Annotated in this window: 9 protein-coding genes; 2 read left to right on the top strand and 7 right to left on the bottom strand. The window is 42.0% G+C overall.

Annotation, left to right across the window (positions count from 1 at the left end; all coding sequences use genetic code 11):
* Positions 1-12: 12 nt before the first annotated feature.
* Entirely contained in the window at positions 13-3,180 is a 3,168-nt protein-coding gene (locus OP864_RS03680; protein ID WP_270099945.1) for a bifunctional cytochrome P450/NADPH--P450 reductase, read from the bottom strand.
* Between the two features lie 444 nt (positions 3,181-3,624).
* On the opposite strand from OP864_RS03680, the gene OP864_RS03675 reads away from it, so the two are divergent.
* Positions 3,625-6,225, top strand: a complete 2,601-nt coding sequence (locus OP864_RS03675; RefSeq protein WP_270099944.1) for an OmpA family protein — start codon at positions 3,625-3,627, stop codon at positions 6,223-6,225.
* A 167-nt stretch (positions 6,226-6,392) separates the two neighbouring features.
* On the opposite strand, the gene OP864_RS03670 is transcribed toward OP864_RS03675, so the two are convergent.
* Together OP864_RS03670 and OP864_RS03665 are read right to left on the bottom strand one after the other, a co-directional pair.
* Complete coding sequence (locus OP864_RS03670) at positions 6,393-7,268, bottom strand: hypothetical protein (RefSeq protein ID WP_270099943.1); 876 nt, start codon at positions 7,266-7,268, stop codon at positions 6,393-6,395.
* 534 nt (positions 7,269-7,802) lie between these two features.
* Positions 7,803-9,200 (bottom strand): type III PLP-dependent enzyme domain-containing protein, encoded by a 1,398-nt coding sequence (locus OP864_RS03665; protein WP_015691383.1) that lies wholly within the window; start codon positions 9,198-9,200, stop codon positions 7,803-7,805.
* A 212-nt stretch (positions 9,201-9,412) separates the two neighbouring features.
* Between OP864_RS03665 and OP864_RS03660 the strand changes: the two genes are divergently transcribed.
* A complete protein-coding gene (locus OP864_RS03660; protein WP_270099942.1) occupies positions 9,413-10,051 on the top strand; it encodes an alpha-ketoglutarate-dependent dioxygenase AlkB family protein in 639 nt (212 codons plus the stop codon).
* A 215-nt stretch (positions 10,052-10,266) separates the two neighbouring features.
* Here the strand turns inward: OP864_RS03660 and OP864_RS03655 are convergent, their stop codons facing one another.
* From OP864_RS03655 to OP864_RS03640, 4 genes are read right to left on the bottom strand one after another with little or no spacing between them, the layout of a single operon-like run.
* Positions 10,267-11,091, bottom strand: coding sequence for a PD-(D/E)XK nuclease family protein (locus OP864_RS03655; RefSeq protein ID WP_349294446.1), 825 nt, complete (start codon positions 11,089-11,091; stop codon positions 10,267-10,269).
* A gap of 29 nt (positions 11,092-11,120) precedes the next feature.
* Positions 11,121-11,444, bottom strand: coding sequence for a PD-(D/E)XK nuclease family protein (locus OP864_RS03650; RefSeq protein ID WP_270099941.1), 324 nt, complete (start codon positions 11,442-11,444; stop codon positions 11,121-11,123).
* 11 nt (positions 11,445-11,455) lie between these two features.
* A complete protein-coding gene (locus tag OP864_RS03645; RefSeq protein ID WP_270099940.1) occupies positions 11,456-14,431 on the bottom strand; it encodes a type I restriction endonuclease subunit R in 2,976 nt (991 codons plus the stop codon).
* 12 nt (positions 14,432-14,443) lie between these two features.
* Complete coding sequence (locus tag OP864_RS03640) at positions 14,444-17,752, bottom strand: sacsin N-terminal ATP-binding-like domain-containing protein (RefSeq protein WP_270099939.1); 3,309 nt, start codon at positions 17,750-17,752, stop codon at positions 14,444-14,446.
* Positions 17,753-17,847: the final 95 nt, after the last annotated feature.

The following is a 17,847-nucleotide window of genomic DNA, read 5'->3' as shown; positions in this document are numbered from 1 at the left end:
AAGCGCCATTTTTTAGCTAAAAATATCGGTAAAATAGCGTTTGTCCTTGCCGGCAATTTGCATCAACCAATCTAGGGCTTGGGCTTCTGTAGCTTGGGCCTTTTCTTGGTAAATATCCATGAGGCATTGGCGGACAGCGGGGGCCATGCCTTCGCCATCTCCACAGATATAGATTTTGGCCCCTGCTTTCCAAGCGGCCCAGAAGGCATCTCTATCGGCCCAAAGGCGGTGTTGTACATAAGTTTGGCCTTCTTTTTCGGGTGCTTTAGAGTAAACGGGACGTAAATCCAACCAACCTTCTTTTTCCCATTGCGCAAACTCTTCTGCATAAAGTTGATCTACTTCTTTGGCTCGGCAACCATAGAAAAATACTGCTTTTTCTGGGTTTTTCTCTAGGCTGCGTTCTTGCATAAAGGCTCTAAAGGGAGCAATCCCCGTACCTGCGGCAATAAGAATGAGTTTATCTTCGCTTTTGGGGGCGGGAAAGTTGGGTAAATTGGGGGTAAAGCGGAGCCAAAGGAGTTGGCCTTCTTCTAATTGGCTGAGATAGCCAGAGGCTAATCCTTGGTATTCTCCTTGTCCAGACCAGGCAGCTCCCTTAATGCAAGATATTACTAAGCTAGCCTTATCTGCAGACTGTTTAACCGAAGAAGAAATAGAGTAGGTTCTGGGGCGCATAGCGGGCAGCGCCCTAATAAATTGGCCAAGGTCAATTTTTGCTCCAGGAAACTGCTCGATGATACTGAGCAAACTTCGATTTTTCTGCAAAACCTCGCTCTCATACTGGTCAATAAACTGTTGAAGGCCTTGGGCCGAAAAGGGACAGCGGGTTTGGGCCAAAACTTCTTCTAGCCATTTTTTGCCTGCGGGCCGTTGTAGTTCTACATAATACTTGAGCAAATCAGTCAGGCGAATATGTTGGTCCAAAGGCAACTTTAGGGCAACAGATTGCTCTTCTGACTCCAATTTGACATAGGGGTCATGTTGCATTTGAAAGTGGCGCAACACCCGTTGAATAGTTGCGGGGCTGTTTTGGGGCAGAATATCAATGTAGCCGCCAGTTTGATAACTTTGGCCTTCGGGGACTTCAATTTGCAGCTCAATTTTGGAGCTAGCAAAGGGGCTATCTTGTTGGACCAATTCTTTTTTGCTCAGCAATTGAGCTCGAACAAAATCATTTTCGCCCAAAGTCTGTGCATGCCAATCGTGTAGCAACTGGACCTTATAGCTCTTTTTCTTGATCGGACTAATGGCATCTTGTCCTAAGCTTTTGGCGAGGGCGGGCCAGAGTTCATCATGCCATTGGTTAAAAGACGCAAAAAAGTTTTGCTTGGCATTTCCTTCTCCACGGGCCAAAAATGGCTGAGCGCCTAAGCGTTTTAATTGGGCATCAATTTTTCTTGGAACAGCCTGATAGCTATGGATCCAATCCGAGTTTCCACAACCAAATAGGCTATATTGGACCTGATTCAGACTACCTTCAGGCTGTTCCATAATCCAATCGACAAAGTCTTCGGCATCATGGGTGGGCTGCCCCTCATAAGATGCGGTAATAATGACATAATGCCCTTTATTTTGGGCCATTAATGCTTTGGCTTCGTTGAGGCTATGCACGCTAGGCTGGTAGCCCAATACTTTGGCTGTTTCGGCTAGTTGTTGGATAAACTTTTTCGAGGAGCCCATATTAGAGCCATAGGCGAGGTAGAGTAGGGGCTTGTTTTGGACATAAATCTGTTTGCCGCCTTTTAACTTTAGGCTTTGGCTGGCGGGTACTTTGGGGCCATTTTCTACTGGCTTAAAGCCTGGCCGTTTCTTAAACTTGAGGAAGTAGTTATCGGGTTTTAGGGTCAGGGTTTCATCTAAAACTAGCTCATAATTGGGGTCGGCCAAGCTAATATCAAAACGCTGCAAAATCATCGCAATGGCCAGTTTGGCTTCCTGAAAGGCAAAGGGGCGGCCAATACAAGAGCGGCGGCCATTACCAAAGGGGAGATAGGCCGAATGGGGAATTTTGGCTTCATTTTCTGGCGAAAAGTTTTCGGGGTTAAATAGCTTGGGATCTTCTCCCCAAATGGGAGCGCGATGCAAAGAGGGCAAAAAGATAAAAATGGAGTCGGTCGGTTTAATCAGGTATTCGCCCACTTGTTCATCTTTAAAGGAACGAAGGTTAAAGCCCGATGCAATGGGCCAAAGGCGCAAACACTCCTTGATGACCATATCCATATATTTGAGCTGGCTCAAATGATGAAACTGCAGCTTTTCTTGACCAACTACCTCATCCACCTCGGCTTGAACACGGGCCAAAATATGCGGCTGCTTGAGCATTTCATAGAAGGTAAAAGCCATCATGCTGCTGGTCGTTTCATGTCCTGCAATCAGAAAAGTGACCATTTGGTAGATGATATTCTGGTCGCTCAGCTTTTCACCAGTTTCGGGGTCAACTCCCTCAAGCATACGGCCCAAAAGATCATCCACCTGCTCGGCCTCCTCGGCCTTTCTTCTCTGCTCCAAAATTTTATGGGCCACGGTATACATATATTGAATGTCCTTATTATAACGCTCCTTGGTTTTATACATCAGACGGTTCATGATCGGTAGGCGCCGCATATGCTGATTGGCCTCATGCAAAATAAACAACATGGCCTCCACAAAGGGGTGCATTTCGTTTTTGTAAAAGCTGTTAAAGCGGTAGTCAAAGGCACAAAGGGCAATGGTGTCTAAGGTCAAACGCGTCATATTTGCCGGAACATTGAAGGGCTCATCAGGCCCAAGCCGCTGCAGTTTGACACAAAGCTGTTCGGCCACATCATACATTTTATCAAACATATCTTGCATGGCATGTGGACCAAAAGCAGGGGTCAAAATGCGGTGGGCTTTCCCCCAGTTGGGCTCTTCTGTATGGGCCGTAAAAAGCCCATCTCCAGTAAGGTCACGCACTTTTTCTAGGGCCGAAAATACTTTTTTGTCAAAACGACTTTCATCGCAAAATTCTTGGACATACTCCAAACCACTCACAATAACTAGACTGTCGTTGGGCACTTCTAGGCGATAAATTCCACCATATTTTTCTGCCAAAGCCATCATACTTTGTACGGGCCGCTTGATGTCTAAACTAAGAACACTTTTTACAATGGGGTAGATGGGCGGGTGGGGAATGGGCTTAGAAACTGGGCTCTTCATAAGACTAAATAATTGATTAGTAGGTGAATGAAGCATTAAGTAGGTCACTTAAAAATAAGCTGTCTTAATATAATCTATTTAACCACAAACTTTAGGCTGTTTTTATGTTTTATCGTATTCTTTTTGCCCAAAATATTGTTTGCTTAACTAAAGTATTTTGAAAATTAATGTTTTGTGACATTTTTTTGGGGCTGCCCACTCGCTTCGCTCGGGTCGGGCTGTTTCGCAGCTCGCTGTTCGCTCGGCCCTGCGGCGGCAAAGCCGCCTTGGTCTGGCCTAACGGCCACTGCTGTCCATCCCTCAGCCGTTTCGGCCTTCGGCCGATTAAGGACCAAAAACACAAACTTAGCTTTCCCGCACAAGAAGAGTTGTTTTTAAATGAGTTCCCTAAGAAAAACTTATCTTTGCAGCATTCATTTCAGAAATTGAACTCATCCGAGAACTATGCAGCGAATAGGAAAAAAGCTCTTGCTCAGTTTGGGCTTTGGGCTTTTGTTAGGAGGCACAAGCCTGTCGGCCCAAAGTGTAGCTTTGAAAAAGGCCCAAGATTTTTATCAGAAAAAACTTTATAAAGAGGCGGTTCTGCATTTTGAAACCGCCCTAGAAGAAGGGGCTAAAGAAGAGGCTGATCTATTGGCCCAGTTGGCAGAGTCTTATGCGCTTTGCAATGAGTTGGATAAGGCCTTGGCCTATTATAAAAAACGAATCTTAATCGCAGAGGGTAAAGAGAATTACTATTTGCCCTATGCCCGCCTACTCAAGACCAAAAAGCAGTTGGATGCTGCTCGTAGTTACTTGCAAAGGGTGCCCGCTAAATGGGCCAAGGAAGTAAAACTCGAGTTGGCCGCTCTTGACTTTATTAAAAAAGAGAGCGGTAGCCAACCCTATTTTTCAGTCTTTAGCTTGGATGGCATTAACAGCAAAAGTGCTGATTTTGCGCCTTTGATGCATCATGGCTTATTGTTGTTCTCTTCCTCTAGATCGGTGGCCGTAAAAAAGGAGGGCGTAACTTCTTGGACCAATGACGCCTTTAATCAATACTACTATTTGCCGCTAGATGAACAGGGGCAGCCAACAGGGCAGTTGCAGCCCTTGCATAAAATGCCGACTAAAGACATTAATGATGCCCCCATGGCCTACAGCCCCAGAGAGGATTGGCTGGCCATTAGTTCTAATAACTATATGGATGGCCTGCGGCCCATTCCAGAATCTGGTCTGATGATGGACATCTATTTTTATCCAATGAAAAAATGGAATAGTTGGGACCATAGTCAGGAGCAGTTTTTTCAACATAATTCTCCCTTAGATAATAAAACGCCTTATTCTACTGGCCAAGCTTGCTTTAATAAGGATGGTTCGGCCCTTTATTTTGCTTCTAACCGCCCAGGTGGCTATGGTGGCTTTGATCTCTATGTATCTTTTCGGACCAAAAACGGCTGGGGCCGCCCCCAAAACCTAGGGCCAGCCGTAAATACGGCAGGACATGAGTTGCATCCTTTTTTGGATAGCAAAGGCCGTTTGTTTTTTGCTTCGGATGGGCAGCCAGGCTATGGTGGTTTGGACCTTTTTACGGTAGAACGCTATGAAGATGGGGTGAAATGGGGAAATCTGACCAATTTAGGCCCTAATGTAAACACGGCCTATGATGAGCTCTCTCTTTATTATGATGCAGAAAAAGAGTTTGGCTTTTTTAGCTCTAACCGCCCAGGAGGGCAGGGGCATGAGGACCTTTACCGCTTAAAGTTAGAGCGGCCCTTGCCTGCCCGAGAACCTCGTCGCTTTAAGCCGGGCGACAAACTCATTTTGGTCGATATTTATCAGCCTAAAGAGGTGCGTTTGGATAATATCAAGAATGACACCTTGGACCAATTGGTGCAGGATCTTTTGCGGCAAAAAGAGGTGGTCATACAGATTTATGCGCATACTGATTCTAAGGGAAGTTATCGGGCCAATTTGCTTTTGGCAGAAAAGCGGGCCAAGGCAGCTTATGAGTACTTAGTAAGTCGGGGCGTAGATAAAAAACGTATTCGCTACCAAGGATTTGGAGAAAAGTACTTGGCCAATAATTGCAAGGATGGGGTGCGCTGTTCGGAAGATAAGCATCGGGCCAATAGACGATTAGAATTTATTGTGATTGGCCGAATTTCGGATGCGGGGCAATACTTACAGGAGTATATGCCAGCTATTGCCGTAGCTGAAATGGATAACCCTCAAGATCGGCCCAGAATTACAGCCAGTACGAGCAATAGTTCTTCTCGTTCTAGCGGAGGCGGTTCTTCTCGGAGAAAGCCAGAGCGCAAATCGCATTATGCGATTGGGGACTACATCAAGGTGGCCAATATTTACTATGAGCATGATAAAACGGCGGTAGACAAAAACTCTCCGGGCTTGAAAGAGTTGCTCAAAGTATTGCAGGACCATCCACATGTGAAATTAGAAATTGGTTCGCATACAGATGCCACGGGTTCTAAAAGCTACAATCAGCGATTATCGCAGCAGCGGGCCAATGCCGTAAAAAACTATTTGGTGGCCAAGGGGATTCCGGCCAATCGTTTAGTGGCTAAGGGCTATGGCGAATCCGAAATTTTGAATCATTGTAAGGATGGGGTTCGTTGTAGCAAAGCACAACATGCAGTCAATCGCCGGACCGAATTTAAGGTGATTGGGCAGTCTGGCTTTAAATATGGCGATATTATCAAGGTAGATAATATTAACTATGCGACCAACAGTGCTGTATTGGACAAAAGGGATATGCGTGGACTCAATGAGATTGTGCGTATTCTCAAGGCCAATAAAATTTCGGTGGAGATACGTTCGCATACCGATTCTAGAGGGTCTGCCAAAAAGAACCTGGACCTTTCTGAGCGCCGGGCCAAGGCGGTTTATGACTACTTAATTGAGCAAGGTGTGAGCAAATTCCGCTTAAAATATAAGGGCTATGGAGAGACTTTACCGCTCAATAAATGTAAGGATGGGGTGCCATGTAGCTCAAAAGAGCATGCGGTTAACCGTCGGACCGACTTTAAAGTTATTGGTTTGAAATAGAGGAGTAGAGGAGTTTTGAAAAAAGAAAGAAGCGCTTAGCCTGTAGAGGCTAAGCGCTTTTTTTGTTGGCCAACAAATAGGCAGACGCTAAGCGGTCTGCCTGAGATGTTGACACTCACCTAAAAACACTATTAAAAATGGTAGTTCTATATACCTTATAGGCAGGGCTATGCACTTTTTGTTTTCAGTGGGGGGCGGCCATGCTCTTTTAGGGTCTCATTGACCTCTGCAATCATTTGATTGAGCTCTTGTTTTTGGGCCTTAATATGTTGTTGAAGGTCTGCTTTATGCTCTTGTACGCTTTTAATCAGTTCATGCAGGCGGAGCTTCAGCTGTTGAGTTTCTTTGATCGCGAGCTGTTGTTTTCCGAGTAGGTTTACCTCTTTTTGCAGGGGGCGAAGTTGGAAAAAGATATTGGCCCAGGCGTTGAGTTGTTCTTCTTTGGGTTTGTTTTTGGCGGCTTGGGCATCTTTGCGCAATTGCTTGAGTGTGCTCACACATTTGCGGAAAATTTGGCTAAACTCAGCCTTGCTCAGGGGGGCACTGGCTTCTTCTGCTGTGGAGTTGGCTGAACTGGCGGTTTGGGGGCTAGGGGTTTCGTTTGCCTCTTCAGCTGCGGCAGCATCATCTTCTGTTTGCGGCTCATCGGTTAGGGGGGCGGCAAAGAGGAGTGGAAAAGCGGCTTTTTTGCTCATTTTTTTAGCGGCCTTTTGATACTTCGTTTCGGTCAGGCCGCCTTTTTCGGGCAGAAAGTAAAAGCTTTCTTTTTCTGCGGACCAATAGACCTTACCGATAGCCATCAATTTTTTTTGGCTTTTGAATTTATCCTTTAGCCATTTGCGCCAGTCTGTAGTAAAATGGCCAAGGAGGATAAGGGGAGCGGTTTCTTCGCCAAACTGATGTTCAATAATTAGGGCGAGGGGGACGGCTGTTTCGGGAGAAATGGCCTTTTTACGAGCTTTTTTGAGCTCATTTTTTAGCATAGGGCCAAACTTATTGATTGGCAGTTTTTCTAGCTCGGCTAGCTTTAATTTTAATTTCATGGGGTGCTATATTTATAAAGTAGGTAACCGTTGTTGAATACAATTATAATTATAACTTTCCGTAAACACAAATAAAGGCTAACGTTTTTGTAAACTTTTTATTATTTGGTCCATTTTTGCGGTTTTGCAGGCTGCTTCTATTCTGAAACTTTATCCAAGTATGGCCGAAAAGTTAATTTCATGAGGGTTTCAACCCTCATTTAAAGATCATTGCGAAGCAATACCGTTTTGCTGTAGGTTTCAACCTACAGTATCGGCCTAGCGATGTGCAGCAGTGGCCCGAAGGGCCAGACCCAGGCGGCGCAGCCGCCGCAGGGCCGAGCAGACCTGCGAGCTGCGAAACGTAGCGCCGACGACCGAAGGGAGGCGGAGGCCCCAAAAACAGCAGCGAGCTGCGCAACGACAACAAGAACTTTAGTTCGCAGTTCGACGACCGAAGGGAGTAACCGCCGACGACCAAAGGGAGTAATACCCCAAAAACAGTTAATTATGGGCATAAAAAAAGCCCACAGAGAGCTGCGGGCCTTAGTAATATTAGTAACCGAGAATTTTCATTACTTCTTCTGATCGTTGTTCGGGGGCGAAGAGGCGGTATTGGATATTTCCGTCTTCATCGACATCGACGAGCAGGTGTTTTGGGGAGGGGATGAGGCAGTGGTGCACGCCGCCATAGCCGCTGAGGGAATCTTGGTAGGCGCCGGTGTGGAAAAAGCCGACATAGAGGGGTTCGACATCATCGGGTTCTATGCTAGGGAGGAAGAGCTCTTCATCTTCGGAAATAATCTTATAATAATCGTCATTATCGCAGGTCAGGCCGCCGAGGATCACGCGATGGTACTCCACATTCCATTTATTGAGGGGGAGCATAATAAAGCGTTGTTTTTCGGCCCACATATCGGGTAGGGTAGAGATCAGGGAGTTATCGATAATGTACCAGATTTCTCGATCATTTTGGCGTTTGGTGCCCAGGACCTTAAAGATCGTGGCGCCGCTTTCGCCTACCGTAAAGCTACCAAACTCGGAGACCAGAGTAGGTTCGGGAACATTTTTCTCTTCGCAATAATTTTTGAGTTGGCCCACCAATTCGTCGATCATATATTGGTAATCGTACTCGAACTCTAGGGAATTTTGGATAGGGAGGCCACCGCCGATATTGAGCATTTCGAGGCCGGGGCAAAGCTGTTTCATTTGCACATAGAGCTTAATATACTTATGTAATTCGGACCAATAATAAGTGGTATCGCTAATGCCCGTATAGATAAAAAAGTGGAGCATTTTGAGCTTCACTTTGGGGTGTTTATGCAGGCGATAGCGGTAGAAATCGAGTAATTCGGTGCGGCGGATGCCGAAGCGGGAGGTATAGAGATCGAAAGAGGGTTCTTCTTCGGTAGCGATACGGAGGCCAATTTGGACCTCTTTAGCGTCAAAAGTTTCATAGACGCGGAGTTCGCTTTTGCAGTCGAGAATGGGTATCACATTTTTGAGGCCGGCATGGATCATTCGTTGGATGCCGGCAAAATAATCGGGTGTTTTATAGCCATTGCAAAGGACATAAGTATCCTTATTGATTTTGCCTTGTTTGAGGAGGCGGAGAACGATTTCGGTATCAAAAGCGGAAGAAAGTTCGATATGAGCATCATGCTTAAGCGTTTCGTCGAGCACATGAGCAAAATGCGAGCTTTTGGTACAATAGGTATAGAGATAAGGTTGCTGATAATCATGTTTTTGCATGGCATTATGGAAATAGCTGCGGGCCCTTTCCACCTGTTCTCCGATGCGGGGGATATAGGTCAATTTTAGCGGGGTACCAAACTGCTGGGCCAATTCTTTGAGGGGGATATTATTGAACCAGAGGTGGCTATCTTCTACTTTGAAGCTTCCTTGCGGGAAGTCGTAGGTTTGCTGAATGAGGTCTATATATTTGTTATTCAATGCCTTAGTTGTTTTTTAAAAATAAATTGAATAAAAAACGGGCAGCTAGCTGCGGGCTAAAATTACTGTTTTTTTTTAGCATTGAGTTTTTGCGCTAGGGGTTTTTGATTTGGGGGGAAGAGAAGGAACTTATAAATACAAATTCGCTTCATGAACCCAGTTGTAGAGATCGAGTTATAGCTAGAGGGATAATAGATTTTAAAAGATAGACTATGGACTTATTTTCTCAGGAAGAAGGCCCTATTCGGTCGGGGTTTCAGAAGCATATTTTAGTGGGAGGGGAGCTTTGGGTCATGCCAAATTTTTTGTCGGCAGAAAAAGCCGCTGCTTACTATCGGCAAATAAAAGAAACGATCAATTGGCGGCAAGAAAAAATTAAAATGTATGGAAAAACCCATCCTTTACCGAGATTAACGGCTTGGCATGCAGATGCGGGCTATCATTATAAATATGCGGGCATTTTGTGTCGGCCAGATCCATGGACCCCAGCGCTTTTAGAGATCAAGCAGCAAATCGAGCAGCTCCTGCCGAGGCAGAAATTCAACAGTGTATTATTGAATCTTTATCGAGATGGGCATGATAAAATGGGTTGGCATGCTGATGATGAGAAAGAGTTGGGGGTAAATCCAACGATTGCCTCTGTGAGTCTTGGGGCGATCAGGCGTTTTGATTTAAAACATAGAAAAAACAAGGCATTAAAGCTGCAAATAGCCTTAAGTCCGGGCTCATTGCTGCTCATGACAGGCGGCTTACAGCATCATTGGTTGCATCAGGTTCCGGCTCAAAAAAGGGTACGGGCGGCTAGAATCAACCTCACTTACCGAAAAATTATAGGGGGGAGTCAGCCTTAAGGGGCCATTTGGAGATTGCTGTTGGTCGTTTTTTTGGGGCCTCCCGCCGAAGGCGGGCGGGCCCTTTCAGGGCTCGCAGGTCTGCTCGGCCCTGCGGGCTTCGCCCTGGGTCTGCCGCTGCGCGGCCCCCTTTCAGGCCCCTAGGCCTGCGGCCCTTCGGGCCTGTAGGGCTGTATTTGTTTTGGGAGGGCTTAAAGAGAATTAGATTCATCAGATTATTCTGCATCAGCAGCACATTCTAGCAACTTGTTAATACTCTCGATTATAGCTTTTAGGAAACTGCCATCCTGAATAGCTAAGAAGGTTTGCTCGTCCCAATTGGTATATTTGGGCATGCTAATATAAGAGGGCCAGAAAGCAGAGCTTTGATGTTTTCCAAAGGTTGAGATGAATTCTTCTTGGAGTTTTTTGATATATTGCTTGTTGGTGGGTTTGTTTTGATCTATGTAGATGAACCCTAAACAAAAGTCGCTTAGATTGGCCAAGTCAAACTCGAAACAAATAGCTAGGTTCTTAGACCTTAAGAAATCGTTATGGATTTCGAATCCTGTGTATTCTTTATAAGAAAGATTGAATTTAGACAGTTCAACTTTGCCTGAGGACCTACAAAATTCTGTAATATCTTCTTCGAGTTTTTTGATTAACTGGTCTTTGATGTAGGGCCCCATTCCTTGTAAATCGAAAAAAGCTTTTAGATTTGACGAATTTTTTAATATAACAGCTGCTATTTCTTTATTCATAAGCTGATTGGAATGTTGATTCGTTAATTTTTGAATGAGCTGTACATACTGGACAATAGTCTCTCTTAAAGTAGGGTGGTTGGCTGCAAGTTGAGTACAGGACTCTAGCCATTGAAGAATATGAGTCGCATAAGAAATAGCCGTGTACTCCTTCCCTGTAGAAAGTGTTTTATCTATGGATTCACATCCATTTAAAGTTAGATAAAGCAATATCGCATCAGCATGACCATTTTTTTGGATAAAGGTAAAATATCTCATTAACTGATTCTCTTGCTCAGAGGCACGAATCTTATTTTCAATTACAATTTCAGCTTGATTATTTTTCTGGACTAAAATATCAATTCGCCCTCCCTCTTTTCCTGTTTTTTTCCAATGTAGTGCTCCACAGCAACCTCATAATTAGCTGCGGGATCAAATTTAAGTTCGGTTAAAATAGAATCATAGAATGCCTTAAGGAAAATGCTTCCCCTATCATGGCTTCCCCTGGGGTCTAGTAAGTCAGCAATAAATGCTGAATGAGTAGATACCTCATCATATTGAACATTCAACAGCTCAAAGATATTGAAGCGAAGCCCCTGGCTTTTTTCTATTTTATCATAGAGCCTGCCTATAGTCGCAGTTTGTGTGAGTAGATGTTGGGTAACTTCTGTCATGGCTTTTTGTCTTAATAATACTCCTTGATATACTCATAAGCCCTTTCAAAAAGCTCATGCTCTTTATGTAGTTTATATTTTAGCAGTGTTTTACGCAAAGATTTTTGTACCTCTCGTTCTCCACTAGCAGAAGTTTGCCAGCCATCAAAACGCACTACTTTTACAATCGAATCAATATCATTAACCAAACGGGTTACTACTGCAGGCGTTTGCGCTGTTTTTGCCTCTAGGAATAGTTCCGTAAGAGCTGTTTTTGCATCCTTTTGTTCAGCCTGGCTGAGTGCTTCTTTTTCCGCCTGCACAGTCTCTTGAGCCAATTTGCAAAGCTCTTTAATGAAATCGATACTTTTTATTAGTCCAGCCTCTGCTTTATCTCTTAATTTTTCTAAGCGTTCACTCAAGGCTTTAAAAGATGCATTGCCTTTATGTTTTTTGAAACGCTTAATTAAGTCAAGCTCCAGTTTTTTAATGTCTTTTGGGTTCGGATTATTGAAAATATCTTCAATCACATCAGCATCTAATACAAACTCTGACAAATCATCTGAAACTCCATCAACCTCAATACTACTGTGAATGAGTTCTAAGGTTTTAGCGCCTAAGCTATGCCAAAGTAGCTTTCCAATATTATCTGAGGAAGGTTTTACAGATTGATACACTTCTGTCAACCAACGGTAATCTTGTTTGTGTTTATTCAGAACCGGATCGGGCGATAGTGATTCCCAAAGTTTGGATAGAAAAACGTAGTCTCCTGCAAAGGCATCTTTGCTTGCATCATCTTTGATTGCTTCTTGAGCGGCTTCTAAGCCTTCAAAACCTTCAAGGGTTCTATCTACTCCAGCAAAATGCGATAGACAGCTGAGCATGGCTGCATCTACCTGATCTCTCAACTCCTGTAGGTTGGATACTATTGTTTGAACAGAACGCTCATCAAATTCTAAGGCTTTAGCTGCATCATCAAAGACTCCAAAATAATCTACAATTCGACCAAATGTTTTACCATCATACAAGCGATTAGTACGACAAATAGCCTGAAGAAGGGTATGCGCCTTCAGTGGCTTGTCTAGATACATTGTCTGTAGAATAGGCGCATCAAAACCAGTCAGGAGTTTTCCAGTAACAATAACAAATTTGACTGGGGATTTAGGATCGTTGAACTTTTCTAAAGCTTTTTCCTGCGCATCTTTTTCCATTCCCCATTTTTGCTTAAACTCAAAATCATCATTGGCATTGGTCGAAATTACTACAATGCTAGCATCTGTTGGGAAATATTGATCTAAAAGCTCTTTGTATTGGACAGAGGCAAAACGATCAGGAGCAACCAACATCGCTTTAAAACCATGAGGCGCTACTTTCTCTTTAAAATGTGCAGCAATATCTTTTGCAATTGCTGCCATTCGTTTAGGAGCCTTTTGAAATTCAGTCATCTTGACCACTTTTCGTCCTAGTGCATCCGCAGATAAGTCATCTAGTTGCATTTCCTCTGTAAGCTGCGCATAGAGCTCATCAATTTTATCTTTGTCAATATGTACATTAACCAAACGAGGCTCAAAGTGCAGGGGGAGTGTGGCTTTATCTCGAATAGAGTCTTGAAAAGTATAGCGGGTCATATAGCCACTGCTATCTTCTTCCGCTCCAAAGGCCCAAAAAGTATTTTTATCGGCTTTGTTGATCGGAGTCCCTGTCAATCCAAATAAGAAAGCATTAGGTAATGCCGCCCGCATCATTCGGCCAAGGTCTCCTTCCTGCGTTCTATGGGCCTCATCTACTAACACAATGATATTATCTCTAGTATTGAGATTGGCTTTAGCATCTTTGAATTTGAAAATGGTGCTAATCAGTATTTTTCGAGTATCTCTCTCTAGTAAGTTCTGTAGTTCAGCGATACTATTTACTCCAACCATATTAGAAACATCGGCGGCATTGAACGTTCCTGTGATTTGTGTATCTAAATCAACCCGATCAACTAAAACAATGACCGTAGGAGAACGCAATTCTGCTACTTTTCTCAGCTTTTGAGCAGCAAAAAGCATCAGAAAAGACTTTCCCGAGCCCTGAAAATGCCAAATTAAGCCTTTTTTGATTCGGCCTTCTTTCACCCGATCAACAATCATATTGGCTCCCTCATACTGCTGAAAACGAGCAACAATCTTGATCCTGCGTTTTTTCTTATCCGTAGTGTAAATGGCAAAGTTTTGTAGCATATCTAACAAAACCTTAGGAGAAAGCAGACTTTTTAATTCGTCTCCAACTTCCTGTAGCCCTAAGGCCCTTACTAAAGTATTATTATTGTCTTTTTCTTGTAGTCGCCAAGGTGCCCAAAAGTTGAGCGGCGAGCGGACCGAACCATAGTAGAGCTCTTTGCCTTCAGTTGCAAAGGAAAAGACATTAGGCACAAAAAGCTGAGGGATGGCATTTTCATAAATAGCATGAATCTCATGAGCCCCATCTAACCAAGATACTGCAGGCCGTATAGGCGTTTTGGCTTCCCCTACAACCAAAGGAATCCCATTCACCAATAGCACAACATCAGGAATCTTAGTTTCTCTAGCTCGAACATGATATTGATTCGTAATGATATAGCTATTGTTCTCCAGATTTTCAAAATCAATGAGGTGAATGGGAACATGCATCCCCTTTTTACCAAAAGCAAAGGTCTTTTCCCCCAACAACCAACTGGCAAATTGCTCATTTGCTCGTACCAAACCTGTCCGATTCACTGCAATCAAAACCGCTCGCATCTTATGTAAGACCTCCTCAGCTCGTTCAGGCGCTGCCGCAATCGAAGGATTCAATCGAATCAAGGCCTTTTTTAGCTCAGATTCAACTAAAATCTCCTGCATATTTCGACCCAGCTCTTGGCCCGATTTATATTGCCACTGGGCTCCATATACCGGCGCTTGCTCTTTCAACTCCTTTTTGTTGAGATTGACGCCTGTGAGCTGCTGAATGATGTAGTGTTCTATGGTGTTGAGTTCGGTGAAGGGCATGTTGGGGTTGTTTTAAGCTAGGTAATTTTTAATTTGACTTACTATTGTAGTAAACGATATGGGGTTTTCAAGCATAATGTCTTTATTGACTTTAATACGAATGTATTCCATGAAAACTAGGTGAAGGTGATTTTTAGTAAGAATATTGTTGAATGTCGCTAAATCATTTAGTGCAGCTTGAAAAATAGGCGTTAAGCACATTCTAAATTTAGATGCTTGCTGGATGTAAGAAATAGTTATCTCTTCTGTAGATGAAGGTCTTGCCAATAGACAAACTGCATAGTTATGAGGTGATTGAATTGCAAAATTGGCTTGACTCTCTGCAAAGTGTAAAGGGGCGGTTGAGCCTTGTTTAAAAGACTTGAGCTCAATGAAAAAAGACTTATTATTGTTACTATTCTTAATTTCTAAGTCAAAAGGACCTTTACCATGATGTATTACTTCTGCGTTAAGGCCTTGGTTGTTTAAAGCCTCTTTAAATATATTTTCGACCTGAGTCCCGATTTTCATCTTGAATTGAAAATCTTCCTCAGTGTCAAGTAGTTCTTTTGCATGTGATAAGATTTTACCTAAGCTACCAAGTTTACCTGCAATTTCAATTATTTTTTTTAGTTGATGTTTGTCAATATCTGACTTAGATAGCTCATTTAATAATTCAATATTATTTTCATTTTGAAGCATTTTTATAGAGTTCATACTTATACTACTTCCCTCTAAGGTCAATTTAAAGAAGATTTCTTTAGCCTTGTCTTCAAACACATTAAGATAGTCCCTTGTTAGCTTAATATTTTCATTAGACCAATCAATAAGATCTAGTAAAGCATCTTTATAGGTATTGATATATGTCGGGTCATTTGCAGTTTCAACTTCAATCTGTTTGATAAAGTCTGTAATAGTGGCCCCTAAGTCATTGAAAGTTTTTTTGTCTGTAAACTTTATTGTAATACCGTCTCGAACTAAAAATTGCGCCCAGTCTTCCTTGTTGTCTAGTCTATATAATATCTTAATAAGATCATCATTTAAGGGGACTCCTTCTTCCCCAAAGCTTTTTATGTCCTCATAAGCACAAAATTCGTCTTTTCTATTAGGGATAATATTTCCCACATTAAGAAGAGTGCTATAGGTATCCTTGGATAAAATAGATAAATAGTCATTAAGCCATAATACAGTAGGCTCAATATCTAGCTCCAACTGTGCCGATAGTCTAGGTAGGTTGTTGTACTCTTGAATTTTAAGGTTAATCTTTTCAATAAGTAGTTTTAAAGCTGGTTCATAGTTGAAATTCTTTGAGCCAGGAACTATATTAAAACTCTGCTCAAGCTTGAATAAGTCTTTTGCTTTGTTGAAAATATTAGCTCTTATGTCATCATTTGTAGGTCTCTTATCTACGATAGATGTTAAACGTATGAGTATGGATAAACTATCCTGGCGATTTGAAAAAGTATTTTCAAATACGTTGTTATTGTTGGGTTGTCTTTTTTTTAGGATAGTGTTAATACACTCCTTTATATCTGTTAGACTCCTTTTTTCAATGTTTTGATTAGGAAGGCGCACATTTCTATCAATTAAATCACCTCGCCAGTCCAAATCTCCATCTATATCTTTTAGTATATCTAAAAAGACGTCAGGAATAGGAGACTCCCTGTCTTCCAAATAAAGACTTCCAATAAACTTGAATTCACCGTTTTGATTTGGAATAATTTGATACTGATCAAAGAGTTCAGTCTTTTTTTCTTGAGTTAAAAAAGCATAAAGAGTATTTAACCATTCTTCAGTTGAGCTAATTGAATCAAAATGTCGACGGCTTAGCTCTTCCTTTGTAGTAGCATTCGCAACTAATTTTAGAAGATCCTCTAAGTCAGTTTGAATGTTAATCCCCCAAGTTTCTTGTTCTCCTTCAGGACCTAAAACGTCAATCCAGTCAATTAAAAGATCTCTTTTAGGAATCTTATCTTTACCTAGAATAGGCATAGCCAAATCATAGAATTGAAATTTTACCTCATGTTTTATATGGCGGTTGCCATAGTTAGGTATAGTACTCCTTCTTAGAGACGTAATCCCTTGAGTTGTTTCAACTAATAGTAAATCTAGTAATTTCTGTCTCCAGTCTTTTTGATAGGTCAGATACCACTCTTTAGATTGATCCTCCCACTTTTCATCAGGGAGTCGATTAAACGCACAAACAAAGCGATTTTTAGCATTGTGATCAATTAACCACTTTGAAAATTCAAGAGCTCCGTCTATAGCTTTTTCAATATAGCTACGATTTTGATTGGCATCATTGCTTTCAAAACTATGTAGTAAAATTCCGTCTCTGTCCTCAGTCGGATTGAATTTAAACCCATTGATAATAAATGGAAAATAAAACTTTTCAGAACCAATTAAAGGGAAATCTCTGAATAGATAAGGCTGCTTACCAAAGGCCTCCTGTAATTGCATCTCTCCAAAATTATTTACCTCTGCAAGCAATACTAAATTTTCTAACAGAAAACATATAAAATTTTTACTATTAGCTCCTAGTATATCAATAGTTGCTTTACGGAAAATTTCAGTTTCTTCAACAATTCTACATTCATAGACTTGCTTTTCTTCTACTGCTCCAGTTCTGTCTAGCACCTCAACTCTCTTAATTACTTTTAAGTTAGCTAAAGTCTGAGGAAGAGTGTTGATTAAATCATCTAACCCAGCTTTAGCAGACTTAAATCTAGCTTCAGAGTTTAACTCATAAATAAAGGCTGTATCATAATCACTTTCTGTTCTCTGCTCCTCATAGTCATGAAAGATCGGATAGAGATTGTTGTCTTCTATCTGCCTAATTTTATCTAGTGCCTTTTCAATTTTGGGTAAAAGTTCCTCACTAGTGTCTCCTTTTCGATCTAGTAATACCTCAAAAGACCGATGTGTATTTTTATGCCTTACAACACCTTTAACTTTTATGATTTCTGAAAGAAGGTGCGTGCTTATGAAACCCGTCCCAAACTTACCTGTTACTGATTCATTCTGGTTTGTAGAATCCTTTGAACTTACTTGTTGGATCAAACTGAAAATATTCTTTAATGAGAAAGGATTCCCATTATGTCTAAACGTTAATTGCTCAGGTTCTAGAACTATTTGTATAGACACACTCCCAAACTTATTAGGAACGTCTTTTGCATTTTGCATTAGCTCCCAAATCCATCTTCTTTCTGATGCAGATCTTCGTTCTAAAACCTTACTAAGTATTTGCCTGATTTTATCAGCTGTAAGTTTTCGGTTGTTCCTTTTTTCAATTTCTGCAGGATCATCAGGGTCGACAATGTTTAAACTAGAATTATGATTCATCTTTGTGTTTTTTACCTCATTTAATATTCTATAGCGCTTAGAATAAGCCTTTTTGCTCCGCTTTGTTATGGCAATTAGCTCCACATTATCCTCCT

This window comes from Saprospira grandis, assembly GCF_027594745.1.
Lineage (GTDB): Bacteria > Bacteroidota > Bacteroidia > Chitinophagales > Saprospiraceae > Saprospira > Saprospira grandis.
Note: the sequence above shows the minus strand (reverse complement) of the source record. Positions and strands in the feature narration are given on the sequence as shown.